The organism is Streptomyces misionensis (genome assembly GCF_900104815.1).
Taxonomy (GTDB): Bacteria; Actinomycetota; Actinomycetes; order Streptomycetales; family Streptomycetaceae; genus Streptomyces; species Streptomyces misionensis.
Genome location: NZ_FNTD01000004.1, coordinates 1,795,652 through 1,813,270, shown reverse-complemented (window position 1 = coordinate 1,813,270; position 17,619 = coordinate 1,795,652). Strand labels below are relative to the sequence as shown.

Sequence of the window (17,619 nt, the reverse complement as noted above, 5' to 3'; positions counted from 1 at the left end):
AGGGGCCTCTGAGAAAGGGCCTCGGGACGCTGTCTTCAGGGCTTTCTCACAGACGTCTCAGAGAGCTCTCAGCAATCCCCTGACCAGGTACTGCGACGGCCCACCCACTCTTTTCAGAGCAAACTCACAGCCCGCGCGGCCCGCCGCCGCCCCGCGCACGCGCGATGCTGGGAGGCGCGATGAACACGACCCGTTCCGGCCACCCGGCCCTCACCCGTCCCGACGGCACCCCGCTGCGCGTCCTCGTCGTCGACGACGACCCCGACCTCGCCGAGGTGCTCACCGGCGCCCTGCGCTACGAGGGCTGGGAGGTGCGCGCCGCCGCCGACGGCACCGCCGCCCTCGCCGCCGCGCGCGAGCTGCGGCCCGACGCCGTCGTCCTGGACGTGATGCTGCCCGACATGGACGGCCTCGCCGTGCTGCGCGGGCTGCACGAGTCGCAGCCCGATGTGTGCGTGCTCTTCCTCACCGCGCGCGACGCCGTCGAGGACCGGATAGCCGGGCTCACGGCGGGCGGCGACGACTACGTCACCAAGCCCTTCAGTCTGGAGGAGGTCGTGGCCCGGCTGCGCGGACTGCTGCGCCGCGCCGGGATGGCCCGCCGCCCGGAGGAGGAGGCCGGGCTGGTCGTGGGCGACCTGGTGATGGACGAGGACGCCCGTGAGGTGACCCGGTCCGGCGAGCTGATCGAACTCTCGCCGACCGAGTTCGAGCTGCTGCGCTTCCTGATGCGCAACCCCCGCCGCGTGCTCAGCAAGGCGCAGATCCTCGACCGGGTCTGGTCCTACGACTTCGGCGGCCGGGCCCACGTGGTCGAGCTGTACATCTCCTACCTGCGCAAGAAGATCGACGCGGGCCGGGCACCCATGATCCACACGGTGCGCGGGGCGGGCTACGTGATCAAACCGGTGGCCGGGTGAAGACCGGCGACCGCCCGGGCCCGCTCGCCCGCCTGCCCCGCTTCCGCACCCTGCGCGCCCGCCTGACCTTCGGTCTCGTGGTCCTGCTGGCGGTGAGCTGCGCCGCCGTCGGGGTGGCCGCCGTGGTCGAGCTGAACGGGTTCCTCACCCAGCGCCTGGACGAACAGCTCGCCCAGGTCGGCACCCGCTTCCCGGAGAGCCTGGAGCACCGCGGCAGGCTGCCCGACGACCACGACGGCGACGAGCAGGCCGACACCCGGCGGATGGCCACCGGCACCTTCGGCGCCCGCCTGCTGGACGGCACCGTCACCAACAAGGGCCTCATCCGCTCCGGCGACCTCTCCGCCGACCTGAACGTCTCCCTGTCCGCGGCGGACGCCGAACGGCTGGCCCGGACACCGGCCGACGGCCGCCCGCACACCGTCGAACTCTCGGCCCTCGGCCACTACCGGGTCGTCGCCACCTCCGGACGCGACGGCGACGTGCTGATGGCCGGCCTCCCGCTGGAGCCCGTCGAGGCCACCGTCCACCGGCTGGAGCTGGTCTCCGCGGTGGTCTTCGGCCTCGCCCTGGTCACGGCCGGGGTGGCCGGCGCCCTCTGGGTCCGCTGGTCCCTGCGCCCCCTCGGCCGGGTCGCCGCCACCGCCACCCGGGTCAGCGAACTCCCGCTCGCCAGCGGCGAGGTCGCCCTGCCGCCGCGCGCCCCCGTCGCCGACCCGCACAGCGAGGTCGGCCGGGTCGCCGCCGCCCTCAACCGCATGCTCGGCCATGTCGAGGACGCGCTCACCCGGCGGCACGCGAGCCAGGAGCGGTTGCGCCGGTTCGCCGCCGACGCCAGCCACGAGCTGCGCACCCCGGTCGCCTCGGTGCGCGGCCACGCCGAACTGGGCCTGCTGCACCCCGGCCCGGTACCGCCCGAGGTCACCCGGGCGCTGGAGCGGATCGCCGCGGAGTCCGCCCGGATGGGCCTGATGGTGGACGACCTGCTGCTGCTCGCCCGCCTCGACGCGGGCCGCCCGCTGGAGCGCGGCCCGGTCGACCTGACCCGGCTGGTCCTGGACGCGGTCACCGACGCCCGCGCCGCGGGCCCCGGCCACCGCTGGACCCTGGACCTCCCCGAGGACCCGGTCACGGTCACCGGGGACGCGCACCGCCTCCACCAGGTGGTCGCCAACCTGCTGGCCAACGCGCGTCTGCACACGCCCCCGGGCACCGAGGTCACGGTCACCCTGGAGCCCCGGCCCGGCGCCGTCCGCCTCCGCGTCCACGACGACGGCCCCGGCATCCCCGAGGAGCTGCGCCCCGCGGTCTTCGAACGCTTCACCCGCGCCGACCACCGCCGCCACGCGGACGCGTCCGCGCCGGGGGCGGGCCTCGGCCTGTCGATCGTGGCGGCGGTGGTGGAGGCGCACGGCGGGACGGTGGAGGCGGACAGCGAACCGGGCGCCACGACCTTCCGCGTCACCCTGCCGGACTGAGGTCAGTACCGGCTGACGCCGGTGGCGCCGCCGGCCGTGCCCAGGACGATGTGCGGCGCCCGCCGCGGCACCACCCACCGCAGGATCCGCCGCATGTCCGCCTCCGGGACGGAGACACAACCGGCGGTCGCCCCGCGCCCGTTGACGTGCAGGAAGATCCCGGCCCCCCGCCCCCGCACCGGCCGGTGGTAGTTGAACCCCACCACCAGCGCGTACGCGTACTGCCCGGCGTACGCGCTCAGGTGCTCCGACTCCGCGGCCCGGCAGTCGCGCGGCAGCGGATCCGTCCAGCGGTTGTACGACGACGACGCGTTGTCCTGGCACCACCAGGAGCTCTCGCGGACGGCCCGGTAGGGGACCCGCGTGCCGCCCGGCGCCGCCTTGGTCCCGAAGCCGAACGGGAGGTCGTACAACCCGGTCGGCGTCGTCTCCGTGCCCTGCGTCCGGGCGGCCCCCTCGACCAGACCCTTCGCCCCGAACCGCGCCGGCGCGGACCCGGCCCGCGCCCATGTCCCGCCCCGCCGGTCCCACCAGGTGACCGTGCCCGTCGTGGAAGCGGTGTCCGGCGCCTGCGCGATGATCAGCTGGGTGCCGCCGCCGGTGTCGGCCAGCCGCTCGGGCAGCGGCAGCGGCCCGCGGGGCGGGGCGGCGCCGAGCAGACCGAGGAGGGAGGCGGAGACGAGGCGGGCGACGGCACCGGGGCGCATGCTCAGACGCTAGCCGGGGGCAGCGGCAGCGGCAGTCCGGGAAGGCCGTCCAGGCTCGTGGCGATGTACTCCTTCTTGGTGAAGTACTCGTTCAGGGAGGCGTCGTCCTCCCGCGCGAAGCGCCTCTCGTGCAGGTCGCGTTCCTCCTCGTACGCCATGAAGGGGACGGCGTACCCGCAGGTGTCCCGCACCAGCTCGGCGTGGACGACGATGATCGCGCGCAGCCCGTGCGGCTCCGGGTCGATGCCGGGGAAGCGGGCGAGCAGCCCCGGGAAGCGCGGGTCGTCGCGGAAGACCGGCTCGCCCCGGCCGTGCACCCGCACGATGTTCGGCGGGCCCTGGAAGGCGCACCACATCAGGGTGATCCGCCCGTTCTCCCGCAGGTGCGCGATGGTCTCGGCGTTGGAACCGGCGAAGTCCAGGTAGGCCACGGTGAGTTCGTCCAGCACGGCGAACGAGCCCCTGAGGCCCTTGGGGGAGAGGTTGACCCGGCCGTCGCCGGCCAGCGGCGCGGTCGCGGTGAAGAAGAGGGGTTGCTCCTCGATGAACGTGCGGAGCCTGCCGTCGATGCGCTCGTAAGTCTTTCCCATGTCCAGGATTATTCCCGTAACTCTTTCGACTGTCTAAGGATTCTCGGGCTCACCCGAAAGGGCGATTGACGAATCATGCAGAGTTCTGCATACTCATGCATGTCAGCAATTGCACGTGAGGAGAAACCCGTGACCGAGCGCGTCGTACTCGCCTACTCAGGCGGTCTGGACACCTCCGTCGCCATCGGCTGGATCGCCGAGGAGACGGGCGCCGAGGTCATCGCCGTTGCGGTCGACGTCGGCCAGGGCGGCGAGGACCTGGACGTCATCCGCAAGCGCGCCCTCGCGTGCGGTGCCGTCGAGGCCGAGGTCGCCGACGCCAAGGACGAGTTCGCCGACGAGTACTGCCTCCCGGCGATCAAGGCCAACGCCCTGTACATGGACCGCTACCCGCTGGTCTCCGCCCTCTCCCGGCCGACGATCGTCAAGCACCTGGTCGCCGCCGCCAAGAAGCACGGCGCCACCACGGTCGCCCACGGCTGCACCGGCAAGGGCAACGACCAGGTCCGCTTCGAGGCCGGCATCGTCGCCCTCGCCCCCGACCTGAAGTGCATCGCCCCGGTCCGCGACTACGCGATGACCCGGGACAAGGCGATCGCCTTCTGCGAGGCCAAGCAGCTCCCGATCGCCACCACCAAGAAGTCCCCGTACTCCATCGACCAGAACGTCTTCGGTCGCGCCGTCGAGACGGGCTTCCTGGAGGACATCTGGAACGCCCCGATCGAGGACATCTACGAGTACACCTCCAACCCCGCCACCCCGCGCGAGGCCGACGAGGTCGTCATCACCTTCAAGGAGGGCGTGCCGGTCGCCCTCGATGGCAAGCCCGTCACCGTCCTCCAGGCCATCCAGCAGCTCAACGAGCGCGCCGGCGCCCAGGGCATCGGCCGGATCGACATGGTCGAGGACCGCCTCGTCGGCATCAAGTCCCGCGAGGTCTACGAGGCCCCCGGCGCGATCGCGCTGATCACCGCCCACCAGGAGCTGGAGAACGTCACCGTCGAGCGCGAACTCGCCCGCTACAAGCGGCAGGTCGAGCAGCGCTGGGGCGAACTGGTCTACGACGGCCAGTGGTTCTCCCCGCTCAAGCGCGCCCTGGACGGCTTCATCAACGAGGCCAACCAGCACGTGTCCGGCGACATCCGCCTGACCCTGCACGGCGGCCGCGCCGTCGTCACCGGCCGGCGCTCGGAGTCGTCCCTGTACGACTTCAACCTCGCCACCTACGACACCGGTGACACCTTCGACCAGGCGGCGGCCAAGGGCTTCATCGACATCTACAGCCTGTCGTCGAAGATCGCCGCGCGGCGTGATCTCGCGGGCGAAGCCTGACGCGGATCCGGCGTGACCCGCACGGGTCCCTCGCACGCATCAGAACTGACAGCCGCCTCCTCGCCTGCAAGGGTGGGGAGGCGGTCGCACAGAGACACTCCCGAGGAGCACGCAAGTGAGCAGCAACAGCGGTGACGTACGGCTCTGGGGCGGCCGTTTCGCCGACGGTCCCGCCGAGGCCCTGGCGAAGCTGTCCGCGTCCGTCCACTTCGACTGGCGGCTCGCGCCCTACGACATCGCCGGTTCCCGCGCCCACGCCCGCGTGCTGCACAAGGCCGGGCTCCTCAGCGCGGACGAGCTGGAGCGCATGATCGCCGGGCTCGACCAGCTGGAGTCGGACGTCGCCGACGGCTCCTACACCGGCACCATCGCCGACGAGGACGTGCACACCGCCCTGGAGCGGGGCCTGCTGGAGCGCCTCGGCCCCGACCTGGGCGGCAAGCTCCGCGCCGGCCGGTCCCGCAACGACCAGGTGGCCACCCTGTTCCGGATGTACCTCAGGGACCACGCCCGGATCATCGGCGGTCTGATCGCCGACCTCCAGGACGCCCTGATCGGCCTCGCCGAGGCCCACCCCGACGTGGCGATGCCCGGCCGCACCCACCTCCAGCACGCCCAGCCGGTGCTCTTCGCCCACCATGTCCTCGCCCACGTCCAGTCCCTGTCCCGGGACGCGGAGCGGCTGCGCCAGTGGGACGAGCGCACGGCGGTCTCGCCGTACGGCTCGGGCGCCCTGGCCGGCTCCTCCCTGGGCCTGGACCCGGAGGCGGTGGCCAAGGACCTCGGGTTCGAACACGGCAGCGCCGGCAACTCCATCGACGGCACGGCCTCCCGGGACTTCGTCGCGGAGTTCGCCTTCATCACCGCGATGATCGGCGTGAACCTCTCCCGGATCGCCGAGGAGATCATCATCTGGAACACGAAGGAGTTCTCCTTCGTGACCCTGCACGACGCGTTCTCCACCGGCTCGTCGATCATGCCGCAGAAGAAGAACCCGGACATCGCGGAGCTGGCCCGGGGCAAGTCCGGCCGCCTCATCGGCAACCTGACCGGGCTCCTCGCCACCCTCAAGGCCCTGCCCCTCGCCTACAACCGCGACCTCCAGGAGGACAAGGAGCCGGTCTTCGACTCCTGCGACCAGCTGGAGGTGCTGCTGCCCGCCTTCACCGGCATGATGGCCACCCTCACGGTCCACCGCGAGCGGATGGCGGAACTGGCCCCGGCCGGCTTCTCCCTCGCCACCGACATCGCCGAGTGGCTGGTCCGCCAGGGCGTCCCCTTCCGGGTGGCGCACGAGGTCGCGGGAGAGTGCGTCAAGGCCGCCGAGGCCGAGGGCAAGGAGCTGGACGAGCTGACGGACGAGCAGTTCGCCAAGATCTCCGCCCACCTCACCCCCGAGGTCCGCACCGTCCTCAACGTCCCCGGCGCCCTCGCCTCCCGCAACGGCCGCGGCGGCACCGCCCCGAGCGCGGTGGCCGTCCAGCTGGCCGAGGTCAAGGCGGACGTGGCGGTCCAGCACGAGTGGGCGCGGGCGAAGACGGCCCGCTAGGTCCGTCCGACGGCACCGGGGCGTGCGTGGGCCGCTCGCCCCGGCACGCCCCGTGACCGCCGGCTGCCCGACCGGCGCGCCCCGCGGAGATCAGCCCGCGGCGAGGAACTCCAGGGTGTCGATCACGCGGTTCGAGAAGCCCCACTCGTTGTCGTACCACGCGACCACCTTGACGTGGCGGCCGTCGACGCGGGTGAGGGCCGAGTCGAAGATCGACGAGGCGGGATTGCCGGTGATGTCGGACGACACGAGCGGGTCGTCCGAGTACTCGAGGACGCCGGCGAGCGGCCCCTCCGCCGCGGCGTGGTACGCCGCCAGCACCTCGTCGCGTGTCACGTCGCGCGCGACGGTCGTGTTGAGTTCGACGATCGAGCCCACCGGCACCGGCACGCGGATCGAGTCACCCGACAGCTTGCCGTCGAGGTTCGGCAGCACCAGGCCGATCGCCTTGGCGGCGCCGGTCGTGGTCGGCACGATGTTCACGCCGGCGGCACGGGCGCGGCGGGCGTCGCGGTGCGGGCCGTCCTGGAGGTTCTGCTCCTGCGTGTAGGCGTGCACCGTCGTCATGAACCCGTGCTCGATACCGGCGAGTTCGTCGAGTACCGCGGCCAGCGGCGCGAGCGCGTTGGTGGTGCAGGAGGCGTTCGAGACGATCGTGTGCGCGGCCGGGTCGTAGGCGTCGGTGTTGACCCCGTAGGCGAGCGTGACGTCCGCGCCGTCCGACGGCGCGCTGACGAGCACCTTCTTCGCGCCCGCGGCGAGGTGGGCACGGGCGGCCGCGGCCGAGGTGAAGCGGCCGGTGGCCTCCAGGACGATGTCGACGCCGAGTTCGCCCCAGGGCAGCCGCGCCGGTTCCCGCTCGGCCAGCACCGTGATCCGGCGGCCGTCGACCACGAGGGCGTCCCCCTCGACGGTCACCGGGCGCCCGAGCCGGCCGGCCGTGCTGTCGTAGGCGAGCAGCCGGGCGAGCGTGGCGGGCTCCGTCAGGTCGTTGACGGCGACGATCTCCAGGGCGCTGTCGCGCTCCAGCAGCGCGCGCAGCACATTGCGTCCGATGCGGCCGAAACCGTTGATGGCGATGCGAGTCATGAGGAATGTCCCTTCCGTTCGCCACCAGGCTCGCCCGCGGCGCATGCCGCTGACAGTGGCGGGACCGCCATGGTTCACAAGGATCCCGCCACGGGCGCCGGGCGCCTCACTCGCCCCGGGTGAAGGTGCGCCGGTACTCGCTCGGCGTGGTGCCGAGGATGCGCTGGAAGTGCAGCCGCAGATTCGCGCCGGTGCCGAGCCCGACGTCGGCGGCGATCTGCTCGACGCTGCGCTGCGAGCGTTCGAGCAGTTCCCGGGCCAGGTCGACGCGCGCACGCATCACCCACTGCATCGGCGTGTAGCCGGTCTCCTCGACGAAGCGCCGGGAGAACGTGCGCGCCGAGACCCCGGCCTGCCGGGCCAGTACGCCGAGGGTGAGGGGCTCGTCGAGCCGGTGCAGCGCCCACTCGCGGGTGGCGGCGAACCGCTCGCCGAGCGGCTCGGGGACGCTGCGCGGCACGTACTGGGCCTGGCCGCCGCTGCGGTAGGGGGCGGCGACCAGACGCCGGGCCGCGTGGTTGGACGCGGCCACTCCGAGGTCGCCGCGCAGGATGTGCAGGCACAGGTCGATGCCGGAGGCCGCGCCGGCCGAGGTGAGCAGGCTGCCCTCGTCCACGAACAGCACGTTCTCGTCGACCTGGACGAGCGGATGCCTGGCCCGCAGGGCCCGCGTGTAGTGCCAGTGAGTGGTGGCCCGCCTGCCGTCGAGCAGGCCCGTGGCGGCGAGCGCGAAGGCACCCGTCGAGATGGCGGCGAGCCGGGCCCCCCGGGCGTGGGCGGCGATCAGCGCGTCGACGACGGCCCGCGGCGGGTCGTCGCGGTCCGGGAACCGGTAGCCGGGGACGAAGACGATGTCGGCCCACTCCAGCGCGTCGAGGCCGTGGGCGACGTCGTACGCGAGGCCGTCGCCGCCGGTCACGAGACCGGGTGCGGCCCCGCACACCCGCACCTCGTACGGCATGCTCGCGCGGGTCGTGAACACCTGCGCGGGGATGCCGACGTCGAGCGGTTTCGCGCCTTCGAGCACGAGGACGGCGACGCGATGCAGACGGGGGGCTGGCACGGGAAGAGGCTACGCCGGGCGGGCCACGGGGCAGGTGCCCGCCCCGGCGGGTCCACCCACGCGCCGGGCTCCGGGGCGGAGCCGGTCGCGGGTTACGTTGGTCGCAGCCGAACCGGAGCCGACCCAACGGAGCCCGCGATGCCCTTCGCCCGTCTCGCGACCGCCACCACCGCCACCTGTCACATCGGCCTGGGGCTGGCCGCCGTCGGCCGCCCGGGCTACATCAACCTGGGCCGGGACGAGGACCTCGGCGCGGACCGGAGCGTGGCGGCCCTGCGCGCCCGCACCCATGAACTCCTCGACGCCGCCTACGCCCAGGGCGTGCGCTACTTCGACGCGGCCCGCTCCTACGGCCGTTCGGAGGAGTTCCTCGCCGACTGGCTGAAGGCCCGCCCCGACGTCCGGGACGTCGTCGTCGGCAGCAAATGGGGCTACACCTACACCGCCGGCTGGTCCACCGACGCCGCGCGGCACGAGGTGAAGGACCACGGACTGGCGACGTACGAGCGCCAGCGCGCCGAGACCGACGCCCTGCTCGGCGACCGGCTCGACCTCTACCAGATCCACTCGCTCACCCCGGACAGCCCGGCCCTCACCGACAAGGAACTCCACGCCAGGCTCGCGGAGGCCGCCGCCGGCGGCCTGACCGTCGGCTTCTCCACCAGCGGCCCCGCCCAGGCCGACGCGATCCGCGCCGCCCTCGCGGTGACGGTCGACGGCGAGCCCCTCTTCCGTACCGTCCAGTCCACGTACAACGTCCTGGAGCACTCGGCGGGCTCCGCCCTCGCCGAGGCCCACGACGCCGGACTGACCGTGATCGTCAAGGAGGGCATGGCCAACGGCCGGCTCGCCGGCCCGAACGCGCCGGAGGCGCTGCGGGCGGTCGCCGCCGAGACGGGACTCGGCTGCGACGCCGTCGCCCTCGCCTGGATCCTGCGCCGGCCCTGGGTGGGCGTGGTCCTCTCCGGCGCCGCGACGGTCACCCAGCTCGCCTCCAATCTGCACGCCCCCGCCGTCGACCTGGACGCGGAGCAGATGACCCGCCTCGCCACGCTCACCGAGGACCCCGGCGCCTACTGGCAGCGGCGCGGGGAACTGCCCTGGCACTGACGCCCGCGCGCGTGCCGGGGCGCACCCGCGTCCCCCGGCAGCGGCGCGCCCGCGTGCGCAGGCCCTGAGCCACACCCGCGCCGACCAGCGATGATGAGTCACACATGCCCGGCATGAGACACGAATGTCTCACCTGGGCTATCCTTGTCTCATGGACCGTGACCATGTGCTGCGCAGCGCCGCCGCCCTGCTGACCCGCAAGTCCACCGCGACCATGGACGAGGTCGCCAAGGCCGCCGGGATCAGCCGGGCCACGCTGCACCGCCACTTCGCCGGGCGCGACGCGCTCGTACGGGCGCTGGAGGCGCTCGGCATCGCGGAGTGCGAGGCGGCGCTGGACCGGGCCCGTCCGGAGGACGGGGCCGCGGCCGACGCCGTGCGCAGACTGGTCCGCGAGATCCAGCCGGCCGCGGGACTGCTCGCCTTCCTGTACGGCGAGAGCCAGCTGTGGGAGGGCGACCGGCAGAACGACGGCTGGCAGCGGCTCGACGGCCGGATCGCCGCCCTGTTCCAGCGCGGGCAGCACAGCGGCGAGTTCCGCATCGACCTCACGCCCGCCTGGCTCACCGAGGCGCTGTACGGGCTGACCGCCTCCTGCGCCTGGGCCAGCCTGGACGGCCGTGTGGCCGCCCGCGACTTCCCGACCATGGTCGCCGAACTGCTGCTCGGCGGCGCCCTGCGAAGAGAGGAACCATGACCAGCACCCTGCGGCCGGCCGACGTGGCGCGGGCGGAGCGGCGACCGGGCCGGTGGCTCGCGCTCTGCGTCCTCGTCCTGGCCGTGCTGCTGGTGGCCGTCGACGCCACCGTCCTCGGCCTGGCCACCCCCTACATCAGCGAGGACCTCCATCCCTCCGGCACCCAGCTGCTGTGGATCGGTGACGTCTACTCCTTCGTCATCGCCGGTCTGCTGGTCTCCATGGGCAGCCTCGGCGACCGCATCGGCCGCAAGCGGATCCTGCTCTGCGGCGCCACCGCGTTCGGCGCGATCTCCGTGCTCAACGCCTATGCCACGACACCCGAGTCGATGATCGTGGCGCGGGCCCTGCTCGGTGTCGCGGGCGCGACCCTGATGCCGGCCACCCTCGCCCTGATCCGCAACCTCTTCCACGACCCGCGCGAGCGCAGCCTCGCCGTCGGCATCTGGGGCGCGACCGCCTCCGCCGGTACGGCCGTCGGCCCGATCGTGGGCGGTTTCCTGCTGGAGCACTTCTGGTGGGGCTCGGTCTTCCTGATCAACCTGCCGGTGATGGCCGTCCTCGTGCTGGTCGGTCTGCGCACCCTGCCCGAGTCCCGCAACCCGCACCCGGGCCCCTTTGACCTGCCCAGTGTCCTGCTGTCGCTCGTCGGCATGATCGGCGTCGTCTACGCCGTCAAGGAGGCCGCGACGCACGGCTTCTCCTGGCCGGCCCTCGGCATCGGCCTGCTGGGCGCGGGCGCCCTCGGCGGCTTCGTCCGCCGTCAGCTGACCATGCCGGTCCCGCTGCTGGACATGCGGCTGTTCCGGCACCGCGGCTTCAGCGGCGCGGTACTCGCCGACCTGCTGACCGTGCTCGGCATGTCCGGGCTGGTGTTCTTCCTCTCCCAGTACCTGCAACTCGTCCAGGGCAGGCACCCGTTCGAGGCGGGCCTCGCCGAACTTCCCGCCGCCGTCGGCGCGGTGGCGGCCGGACTGGTCGCGGGCAGCGCGGCCCGGCGCTTCTCGGTCCGCTCGGTGGTCTCGGGCGGTCTCGCCGCGGTCGGCCTGGCCCTGGCCGCTCTGACCTGCCTCGGCCAGTCCACCGGCTACCCGGTCCTCGGCGCCGCCCTGCTGGTCGTCGGCATCGGCGCGGGCCTGTCCTTCACGGTCACCGCCGACGTCATCCTCTCCAGCGTCCCCAAGGAGCAGGCCGGCGCCGCCTCGGCGGTCTCCGAAACCGCCTACGAACTGGGCGCCGCCCTCGGCATCGCCCTCCTCGGCTCCATCGTGACCGCCGTCTACAGCGGCTTCACGGGCCCGGCCGGCACCCCGTCCGGCGCCCATGAGTCGCTGGGCGCGGCGGTCGAGGCCGCGGCCCGCATGCCCGCCGGTGCGGCCGGTTCCCTCCTGGACGCGGCCCGCGACGCCTTCGTGCACGGCCTCCACCTGGCGTCCGGCGCCGGCGCGGCGGTCCTGCTGGGCACGGCGGCGGTGGCGTGGTTCCTGCTGAAGGGGCAGCGGCTGGAGAACACGGAGCAGACCGGGTACCCGCAGTACGCGGAGTAGGGAGTCCCGGCCGGGGTCCGCGCCCCGGCCGGCCGCTCAGCGCTTGTAGCCCAGCACCGTCATCATCCCGCTCTCCGAGTGGTACTGGTTGTGGCAGTGCAGCATCCACAGCCCCGGGTTGTCCGCGTCGAACTCCACCACCAGCTTGCGGTGCGGCAGCACCAGCGCGGTGTCCTTGCGCGCCCCCACCGCGTCCAGCCCGGTCATCGCGAACGTGTGCCCGTGCAGATGCATCGGGTGCCACATGTCCGTCGCGTTGATGAGGGTGAGCCGCACCCGCTCCCCGGCATGGATCTCGTGCCGCTGCCGCACGTCGTACGGCTTGTGGTCGAAGCCCCAGTCGAAGTTGTGCATGTTGCCGGTGATCCTGATGCGCATCTGGCGGTCGGGGTGCCGCTCCGGCAGGGCCACCGACTCGGCCGGCTCCAGCCGCCGCGCCGGCACGCACTCGCCGTCCAGCTCGTCCGGCCTGACATTCGGTGCGGGAAGGTTTTTCCCCTTGTCGGTGCGGAGCACGGCGAGCCCGCTGCCCTTCTTGCCCTCGGCGAGCGCGACCAGCGGGAAGCAGCCGTCCTTGGCGGTCACCAGCACGTCGTACCGCTCGGACATGCCGATGAGCAGCGCGTCGGTCTCCCTGTGCCGCACGGGGTAGCCGTCGGTGTGGGTGACGGTCATGGCATGGCCGCCGAGGCAGACCCGGAAGGCCGTCTCCGAGCCCGCGTTGACGAAGCGGATGCGGATGCGGTCGCCGGGGCGGCAGCGGAACACCGAGGGGTTGTGCGGCAGCCGCCCGTTGGCGAGGTAGTACGGGTAGTCGACGCTGCCGCCGTCGCCGTCGAGCATGCGGCTGTGGGAGTCGTGCAGCACCCGGTTGGGGCCCGTGGACCTGGCGGGCGGCGCCGCCTTCTTCCCGGCCGACTTGCTCGGGTGGGGGCTCGGGCTGCCGCTCGCGTGCGGGTGCTCGGGGCCCATGCCCATGCCGCCCATCGCGGAGCCGCCCGGCTTGAGCTGTTCGAGCACCCCGTCCGGGGTGGAGCCGTCCACCCCGTCCAGCCAGTCGTCCAGGACGACGATCCACTCCTTGTCGTAGGCGAGCGTCTCCTTGGGGTCGTCCACGACGAGCGGCGCGTACAGGGCGCGGTCGGGCTGCATCCCGACATGGGAGTGGAGCAGATAGGTGCCCGGGTGCTTCACGGTGAACCGGTAGCGGAAGTCGCGCCCCGAGGGGATGGCACGCTGCGTCAGGTCCGGTACGCCGTCCATGTCGCAGCGCAGCCGCACGCCGTGCGAGTGCAGGGTGGTGCTGACGGGCAGCCGGTTGGCGAGCGTCAGATCGAGCACGTCGCCGGCGCTGACCCGGACCAGCGGGCCCGGCACCGTGTCGTTGTAGGCCCAGGTCCGCACGGACCGCCCGCCCAGGTCGAGTTCCGCCTCGGCCGCCGTGAACCGGAGACTGTGCACACGGCCCGCCCCGCGCTTGCGCTCGGTGGCGAGGACCTCCGGGTCCGACGGGTTGACGTACCCCTTGGGTCCCGCCGGTACGAAGTTCCCCTCCATGCCCGCCCCGAGGGGGCCGGTGTCCGCGCGGTGGGGGCCGGAGCGGGTCTCGGAGCCGGAGCCGCAGGACGCCAGGAGGCTCGCACCGACGGCTGCGATCGGGACACGGAGGAGGGTTCGCCGCGAAGGTGTATCCATGCCTGAATCAGACATGTTCTCCGGGGGGTACGCGCGGGAGCGTAGGCCGAATGCCCCTGCGCCCGGGGAGATTCACACCGGCAGACGGACGAACGCCCGCCGCGTCCGCCCGTCCGGAGGTCTCAGGCGGCCTTCGCCTTGGTGGCGTACATGTCCACGTACTCCTGCCCGGACAGCCGCATGACCTCGGCCATCACGGAGTCCGTCACGGCGCGCAGCACATAGCGGTCGCGGTCCATGCCGTCGTAGCGGGAGAACTCCATCGGCGCGCCGAAGCGCACGGTCACCTTGCCGGGGCGCGGGATGCCGTTGCCGCCCGGCTGGAGCTTGTCGGTGCCGATCATGGCGAACGGCACCACGGGGGCGCCGGTCATCAGGGTCAGGCGGGCGATGCCCGTGCGGCCCCGGTAGAGGCGGCCGTCGGGGGAGCGGGTGCCCTCGGGGTAGATGCCGAAGATCTTCCCCTCCTCCAGGATCCGCCGTCCGGTCATCAGCGCGGCCACACCGCCGTTCGCGCCGTCGCGGTCCACCGGGATCATGCCGACGCCGGTGAAGAACCACGCCATCAGCCGGCCCTTGACGCCCTTGCCGGTGACGTACTCGTCCTTGCCGATGAAGAACACCTGACGCTTGGTGACCAGCGGCAGCACGATCGAGTCGATGAAGGTGAGGTGATTTCCGGCCAGAATCACCGGGCCGTCCCCCGGAATGTGCTCCACGCCCTCCACCTGGGGGCGGAACATCAGGCGCATGATCGGTCCGAGCACTGCCTTGATGAGGCGGAAGCGGGACAACGGGTCCTCCGATGCCGAGGGAGCGATATGAGTCTGTGCAGGTGAGGACATTACTCGCGGGTCCGGCGCGAACGCACATCGGGTACCGCCGGTTCACCGAGGTCTTACGAAGAGTTGACGTGGGTTTACCTGCGGTGACGCGTGGCAGACGGCGGGTAACGCCCTTGTGCCGATGTGACGGACGTCGCTCGGCCGGACGCGCCGCGCGACGGTCCGTCACCCCGGGACGCCCACGGTCCACTCGCCGGCGTCCCCGTGTTCGACCCGAAGCCGCCCTCCTGTCATGTTCCCGCCCCTACGATCGCTCGAACCGACGAGCGACACGACAGCGGGCGCAGCAGGCGCAGCAGACGGCAGGAGGCCGCCGATGGGGATCGACCGGACGAACGAGCAGCCGCGGCACGAGGGCACGGGACGGCGGGCGCTGCTCGGCGCCGCGGTGCTGGGCGCGAGCGGGGCGGTCCTCGGACTGCCCGGGGCCGCGCGGGCGGCCGAGGCGCGGGCGGCGAAGCCCGCCGGCCGCGGACTGAAGGGCCTGCCGGTGCCGACGATCATCGGGCACCGGGGCGCCAGCGGCTACCGCCCCGAGCACACCTTCGGCTCCTACGAACTCGCCCTCGACTTCGGCGCCGACATCGTGGAGGCCGGCGACCTGTGTCCCACCAAGGACGGCCACCTCGTCTGCCGGCACGAGCCGGAGATCGGCGGTACCACCGATGTCGCGGACCATCCCGAGTTCGCCGGCCGCAAGACCACCAAGGTGCTCGACGGCGTGCCCACCACCGGCTGGTTCACCGAGGACTTCACCCTCGCCGAGCTGAAGACGCTCCGCGCGGTCGAGCGCATCCCGGCCAACCGGCCGCACAACACCCTCTACAACGGGCGCTGGGAGATCCCCACCTTCGAGGAGGTCCTCGCCTGGCAGGACGAGCAGACCCGCAAGCGCGGCAAGCAGGTGTGGATCTACCCCGAGACCAAGCACCCCACCTACTTCCGCAAGCTGGGCCTCGGCCTGGAGGAGCGGGTGGCCAAGCTGCTGCGCAAGCACGGCAAGGACGGCCGCAACTCCCCGGTGGTCCTCCAGTCGTTCGAGCCCACCAGCATCGAGCGGCTCAACCGGCTGGTCGACAACCCGCTCGTGGTGCTGCTGTCCACGGCCGACAGCCGCCCCTGGGACTTCGTGGAGACGGGCGACCCGCGCACCGTCGCCGACCTGATCACCCCCAAGGGCCTGCGGGAGATCGCCGGTTACGCCCAGGGCATCGGCCCCACCCTCGACCTGGTGATCCCGAGGAAGGCGGACGGCACCCTCGCCGAGCCCTCCGGCCTGGTCGCCGACGCCCACCGCGTCGGGCTGATCCTGCACCCCTACACCATGCGCAACGAGAATCCCTTCCTGCCGGCCGAGTTCCGCAAGGGCGGCGCGGCCGACGGCTACGGCGACGCCTTCGGCGCCTTCAAGGCGTACTTCGAGACCGGCATCGACGGCGTCTTCACCGACAACGCCGACACCGGGATCCTCGCCCGCGCCGACTTCCTGAGCTGACCGGACACCGGCTCCCCCGCCGCCGACGGCGGGGGAGTCGGCTATCTCACAGGGCGACCGCGCACGACGGAGATTGCCTCGCGCCGAGGGCGGGGATAGGAGTGTGGGGGACGACAGGTGATCAGGTGAGCGGGAGGCATGCGCACATGGGCATGAGCGTGACCATCTCGGTGGCGACCGAACAGGACGCGGAGCAGATCTTCCGCCTCCAGTACCTCTGCTTCCAGAGCGAAGCGGCGCTCTACGGCAACTACCGCATCGACCCGCTCGTCGAGACCCTCGACGCCGTCCGCGAGGAGATCGCCTCGGACTGCGTCTTCGTCGCCCGGCTCGGCGACGAGGTGATCGGCGCCGTACGCGGCAAGGTGACCGAGGACGGCGCCGCCGCCATCGCCCGGCTCTGCGTCCACCCCCGCCTCCAGGGGCACGGCATCGGCGCCCGGCTGCTGCGCGCCGCCGAGGCCGCCCTCGCCGGGGAACGCGGCGCCACCCTCTTCCGGCTCCAGACCGGCCACCGCAGCGAGGGCAACCTCCGCCTCTACCGCCGGGTCGGCTACGAGGCGGTGGGCCGCGCCAAGGGCACGGACGGAGTGGACCTGATCATCCTGGAGAAGCCCGCGGCCGCCTACGCGACCACGGCGTGAACCGGCCTGAGCCGCGCTCCGGCGCGGCTCAGGCGGTGGCCCCGGGCCGCGCCTTGCGCAGCCAGTACATCGCGGACAGCGGAAGCAGCACGGGGATGAAGACGTAGCCCATCCCGTAGTCGGACCAGACCGTGGCGTCGGGGAACGCCGAGCCGTCGACCACGGTCCACGTGCCCACCAGGAGCACGCCCGCCAGTTCCACGCCGCAGCACACCAGCGCCGCCCGCCGGGCGACCTCCCCGCCGCGCACCAGCGTGTACGTGATGAACGCGTACACCAGCCCGGCCACCGCGGACAACGAGTACGCCAGCGGCGCCCGTTGGAAGTCCGTCGAGATCTGGTAGGCGGAACGCGACAGCGCGCCGACCACCATCACGCCGTAGAACCACACGAGCAGCATCCCCGGCCCGCTGATCAGCCGGGCCGGCTTCTCCTCGACGGTCGTCATCTCAGCTTCCCCAGATGTCATAGAGGCGGACCTGCAGTACGGCGAGCACCACACCGCCCGCCGCGGCCGTCACCGAACCCCAGCGGGTCCGCTCGGCCAGCGACATGAACCCCGCGGCCGGGACGCACGCGAACGCGCCCAGCAGATACGCCACGAAGATCGCGGTGCCCTGCTCCGGCTTCTCGCCCCGCGCCAGCTGCACGATCCCGATCACCAGCTGCACCGCGGCCAGCACCGACACCGCGGCCATGCCGATGAGGTGCCAGTCCTTGGTGGGCTGGTCACGGTAGGCGGCCCAGCCGCACCAGGCGGCGAGCAGCAGCGCGGCGACCCCGGTCACCAGCGTCAGGACAGTGAGCATGCGGTGACCTTATTACGGCGGAAACGGGCGATCGCCGCCGACCCCGCCG

The 17,619-nt window shown here is 72.6% G+C and carries 17 protein-coding genes; 9 read left to right on the top strand and 8 right to left on the bottom strand.

Going from position 1 to position 17,619, the window contains the following annotated elements; genetic code table 11:
- Window positions 1–179 precede the first annotated feature (179 nt).
- Together BLW85_RS09750 and BLW85_RS09745 are read left to right on the top strand one after the other, a co-directional pair.
- Window positions 180–920: a response regulator transcription factor gene (locus BLW85_RS09750; RefSeq protein WP_070030144.1), complete on the top strand. Its 741-nt coding sequence runs from the start codon at window positions 180–182 to the stop codon at window positions 918–920.
- Window positions 917–2,398, top strand: coding sequence for a sensor histidine kinase (locus BLW85_RS09745; protein ID WP_070030142.1), 1,482 nt, complete (start codon window positions 917–919; stop codon window positions 2,396–2,398). The genes BLW85_RS09750 and BLW85_RS09745 overlap by 4 nt, the downstream gene beginning before the upstream one ends.
- 2 nt (window positions 2,399–2,400) lie before the next feature.
- Here the strand turns inward: BLW85_RS09745 and BLW85_RS09740 are convergent, their stop codons facing one another.
- Entirely contained in the window at window positions 2,401–3,105 is a 705-nt protein-coding gene (locus BLW85_RS09740) for a L,D-transpeptidase family protein (protein ID WP_070030140.1), read from the bottom strand.
- A 2-nt stretch (window positions 3,106–3,107) separates the two neighbouring features.
- The gene (locus tag BLW85_RS09735; RefSeq protein WP_074991843.1) at window positions 3,108–3,695 is read right to left on the bottom strand and encodes a pyridoxamine 5'-phosphate oxidase family protein; all 588 of its coding nucleotides are present in this window, start codon (window positions 3,693–3,695) and stop codon (window positions 3,108–3,110) included.
- 129 nt (window positions 3,696–3,824) lie between these two features.
- Here BLW85_RS09735 and BLW85_RS09730 point away from each other — a divergent pair, with 129 nt between their 5' ends.
- Both BLW85_RS09730 and argH read left to right on the top strand, forming a co-directional pair.
- Window positions 3,825–5,027: an argininosuccinate synthase gene (locus BLW85_RS09730; RefSeq protein ID WP_070030137.1), complete on the top strand. Its 1,203-nt coding sequence runs from the start codon at window positions 3,825–3,827 to the stop codon at window positions 5,025–5,027.
- A 115-nt stretch (window positions 5,028–5,142) separates the two neighbouring features.
- On the top strand, window positions 5,143–6,576 hold the full coding sequence (gene argH, locus BLW85_RS09725) for an argininosuccinate lyase (RefSeq protein WP_074991842.1): 1,434 nt from the start codon (window positions 5,143–5,145) through the stop codon (window positions 6,574–6,576).
- A gap of 90 nt (window positions 6,577–6,666) precedes the next feature.
- Here the strand turns inward: argH and gap are convergent, their stop codons facing one another.
- Both gap and BLW85_RS09715 read right to left on the bottom strand, forming a co-directional pair.
- Complete coding sequence (gene gap / locus BLW85_RS09720; protein WP_074991841.1) at window positions 6,667–7,665, bottom strand: type I glyceraldehyde-3-phosphate dehydrogenase; 999 nt, start codon at window positions 7,663–7,665, stop codon at window positions 6,667–6,669.
- Window positions 7,666–7,771: 106 nt separating this feature from the next.
- Window positions 7,772–8,728: a GlxA family transcriptional regulator gene (locus BLW85_RS09715; protein WP_074991840.1), complete on the bottom strand. Its 957-nt coding sequence runs from the start codon at window positions 8,726–8,728 to the stop codon at window positions 7,772–7,774.
- Window positions 8,729–8,866: 138 nt separating this feature from the next.
- On the opposite strand from BLW85_RS09715, the gene BLW85_RS09710 reads away from it, so the two are divergent.
- The 3 genes from BLW85_RS09710 (at window position 8,867) to BLW85_RS09700 (ending at window position 12,082) form a co-directional block, all read left to right on the top strand.
- The gene (locus BLW85_RS09710; RefSeq protein WP_074991839.1) at window positions 8,867–9,838 is read left to right on the top strand and encodes an aldo/keto reductase; all 972 of its coding nucleotides are present in this window, start codon (window positions 8,867–8,869) and stop codon (window positions 9,836–9,838) included.
- Window positions 9,839–9,989: 151 nt separating this feature from the next.
- Window positions 9,990–10,535 (top strand): TetR/AcrR family transcriptional regulator, encoded by a 546-nt coding sequence (locus tag BLW85_RS09705; RefSeq protein WP_244174850.1) that lies wholly within the window; start codon window positions 9,990–9,992, stop codon window positions 10,533–10,535.
- Entirely contained in the window at window positions 10,532–12,082 is a 1,551-nt protein-coding gene (locus BLW85_RS09700; RefSeq protein WP_070030127.1) for an MFS transporter, read from the top strand. Before BLW85_RS09705 ends, BLW85_RS09700 begins: the two co-directional genes overlap by 4 nt.
- 36 nt (window positions 12,083–12,118) lie before the next feature.
- Here BLW85_RS09700 and BLW85_RS09695 read toward each other — a convergent pair whose 3' ends face one another.
- Together BLW85_RS09695 and BLW85_RS09690 are read right to left on the bottom strand one after the other, a co-directional pair.
- A complete protein-coding gene (locus BLW85_RS09695) occupies window positions 12,119–13,777 on the bottom strand; it encodes a multicopper oxidase family protein (protein WP_074991837.1) in 1,659 nt (552 codons plus the stop codon).
- A 122-nt stretch (window positions 13,778–13,899) separates the two neighbouring features.
- Complete coding sequence (locus BLW85_RS09690) at window positions 13,900–14,622, bottom strand: lysophospholipid acyltransferase family protein (RefSeq protein WP_071828522.1); 723 nt, start codon at window positions 14,620–14,622, stop codon at window positions 13,900–13,902.
- A gap of 316 nt (window positions 14,623–14,938) precedes the next feature.
- On the opposite strand from BLW85_RS09690, the gene BLW85_RS09685 reads away from it, so the two are divergent.
- Window positions 14,939–16,117, top strand: coding sequence for a glycerophosphodiester phosphodiesterase (locus tag BLW85_RS09685; protein ID WP_074991836.1), 1,179 nt, complete (start codon window positions 14,939–14,941; stop codon window positions 16,115–16,117).
- Between the two features lie 146 nt (window positions 16,118–16,263).
- Entirely contained in the window at window positions 16,264–16,761 is a 498-nt protein-coding gene (locus tag BLW85_RS09680) for a GNAT family N-acetyltransferase (protein WP_070030120.1), read from the top strand.
- Between the two features lie 28 nt (window positions 16,762–16,789).
- On the opposite strand, the gene BLW85_RS09675 is transcribed toward BLW85_RS09680, so the two are convergent.
- Both BLW85_RS09675 and BLW85_RS09670 read right to left on the bottom strand, forming a co-directional pair.
- Complete coding sequence (locus BLW85_RS09675; protein WP_070030118.1) at window positions 16,790–17,209, bottom strand: hypothetical protein; 420 nt, start codon at window positions 17,207–17,209, stop codon at window positions 16,790–16,792.
- Between the two features lies 1 nt (window position 17,210).
- Entirely contained in the window at window positions 17,211–17,570 is a 360-nt protein-coding gene (locus BLW85_RS09670) for a hypothetical protein (RefSeq protein ID WP_070030117.1), read from the bottom strand.
- Window positions 17,571–17,619: the final 49 nt, after the last annotated feature.

Bases quoted from the DNA above. Each gene is read 5' to 3' on its own strand.
- BLW85_RS09700 (WP_070030127.1), top strand. From the start codon at position 10,532: ATGACCAGCACCCTGCGGCCGGCCGACGTGGCGCGGGCGGAGCGGCGA.
- BLW85_RS09750 (WP_070030144.1), top strand. From the start codon at position 180: ATGAACACGACCCGTTCCGGCCACCCGGCCCTCACCCGTCCCGACGGC.
- BLW85_RS09710 (WP_074991839.1), top strand. From the start codon at position 8,867: ATGCCCTTCGCCCGTCTCGCGACCGCCACCACCGCCACCTGTCACATC.
- BLW85_RS09680 (WP_070030120.1), top strand. From the start codon at position 16,264: ATGGGCATGAGCGTGACCATCTCGGTGGCGACCGAACAGGACGCGGAG.
- BLW85_RS09675 (WP_070030118.1), bottom strand. From the start codon at position 17,209: ATGACGACCGTCGAGGAGAAGCCGGCCCGGCTGATCAGCGGGCCGGGG.
- BLW85_RS09735 (WP_074991843.1), bottom strand. From the start codon at position 3,695: ATGGGAAAGACTTACGAGCGCATCGACGGCAGGCTCCGCACGTTCATC.
- BLW85_RS09685 (WP_074991836.1), top strand. From the start codon at position 14,939: ATGGGGATCGACCGGACGAACGAGCAGCCGCGGCACGAGGGCACGGGA.
- BLW85_RS09740 (WP_070030140.1), bottom strand. From the start codon at position 3,105: ATGCGCCCCGGTGCCGTCGCCCGCCTCGTCTCCGCCTCCCTCCTCGGT.
- BLW85_RS09705 (WP_244174850.1), top strand. From the start codon at position 9,990: ATGGACCGTGACCATGTGCTGCGCAGCGCCGCCGCCCTGCTGACCCGC.
- BLW85_RS09690 (WP_071828522.1), bottom strand. From the start codon at position 14,622: ATGTCCTCACCTGCACAGACTCATATCGCTCCCTCGGCATCGGAGGAC.
- BLW85_RS09695 (WP_074991837.1), bottom strand. From the start codon at position 13,777: ATGGATACACCTTCGCGGCGAACCCTCCTCCGTGTCCCGATCGCAGCC.
- BLW85_RS09670 (WP_070030117.1), bottom strand. From the start codon at position 17,570: ATGCTCACTGTCCTGACGCTGGTGACCGGGGTCGCCGCGCTGCTGCTC.
- gap (WP_074991841.1), bottom strand. From the start codon at position 7,665: ATGACTCGCATCGCCATCAACGGTTTCGGCCGCATCGGACGCAATGTG.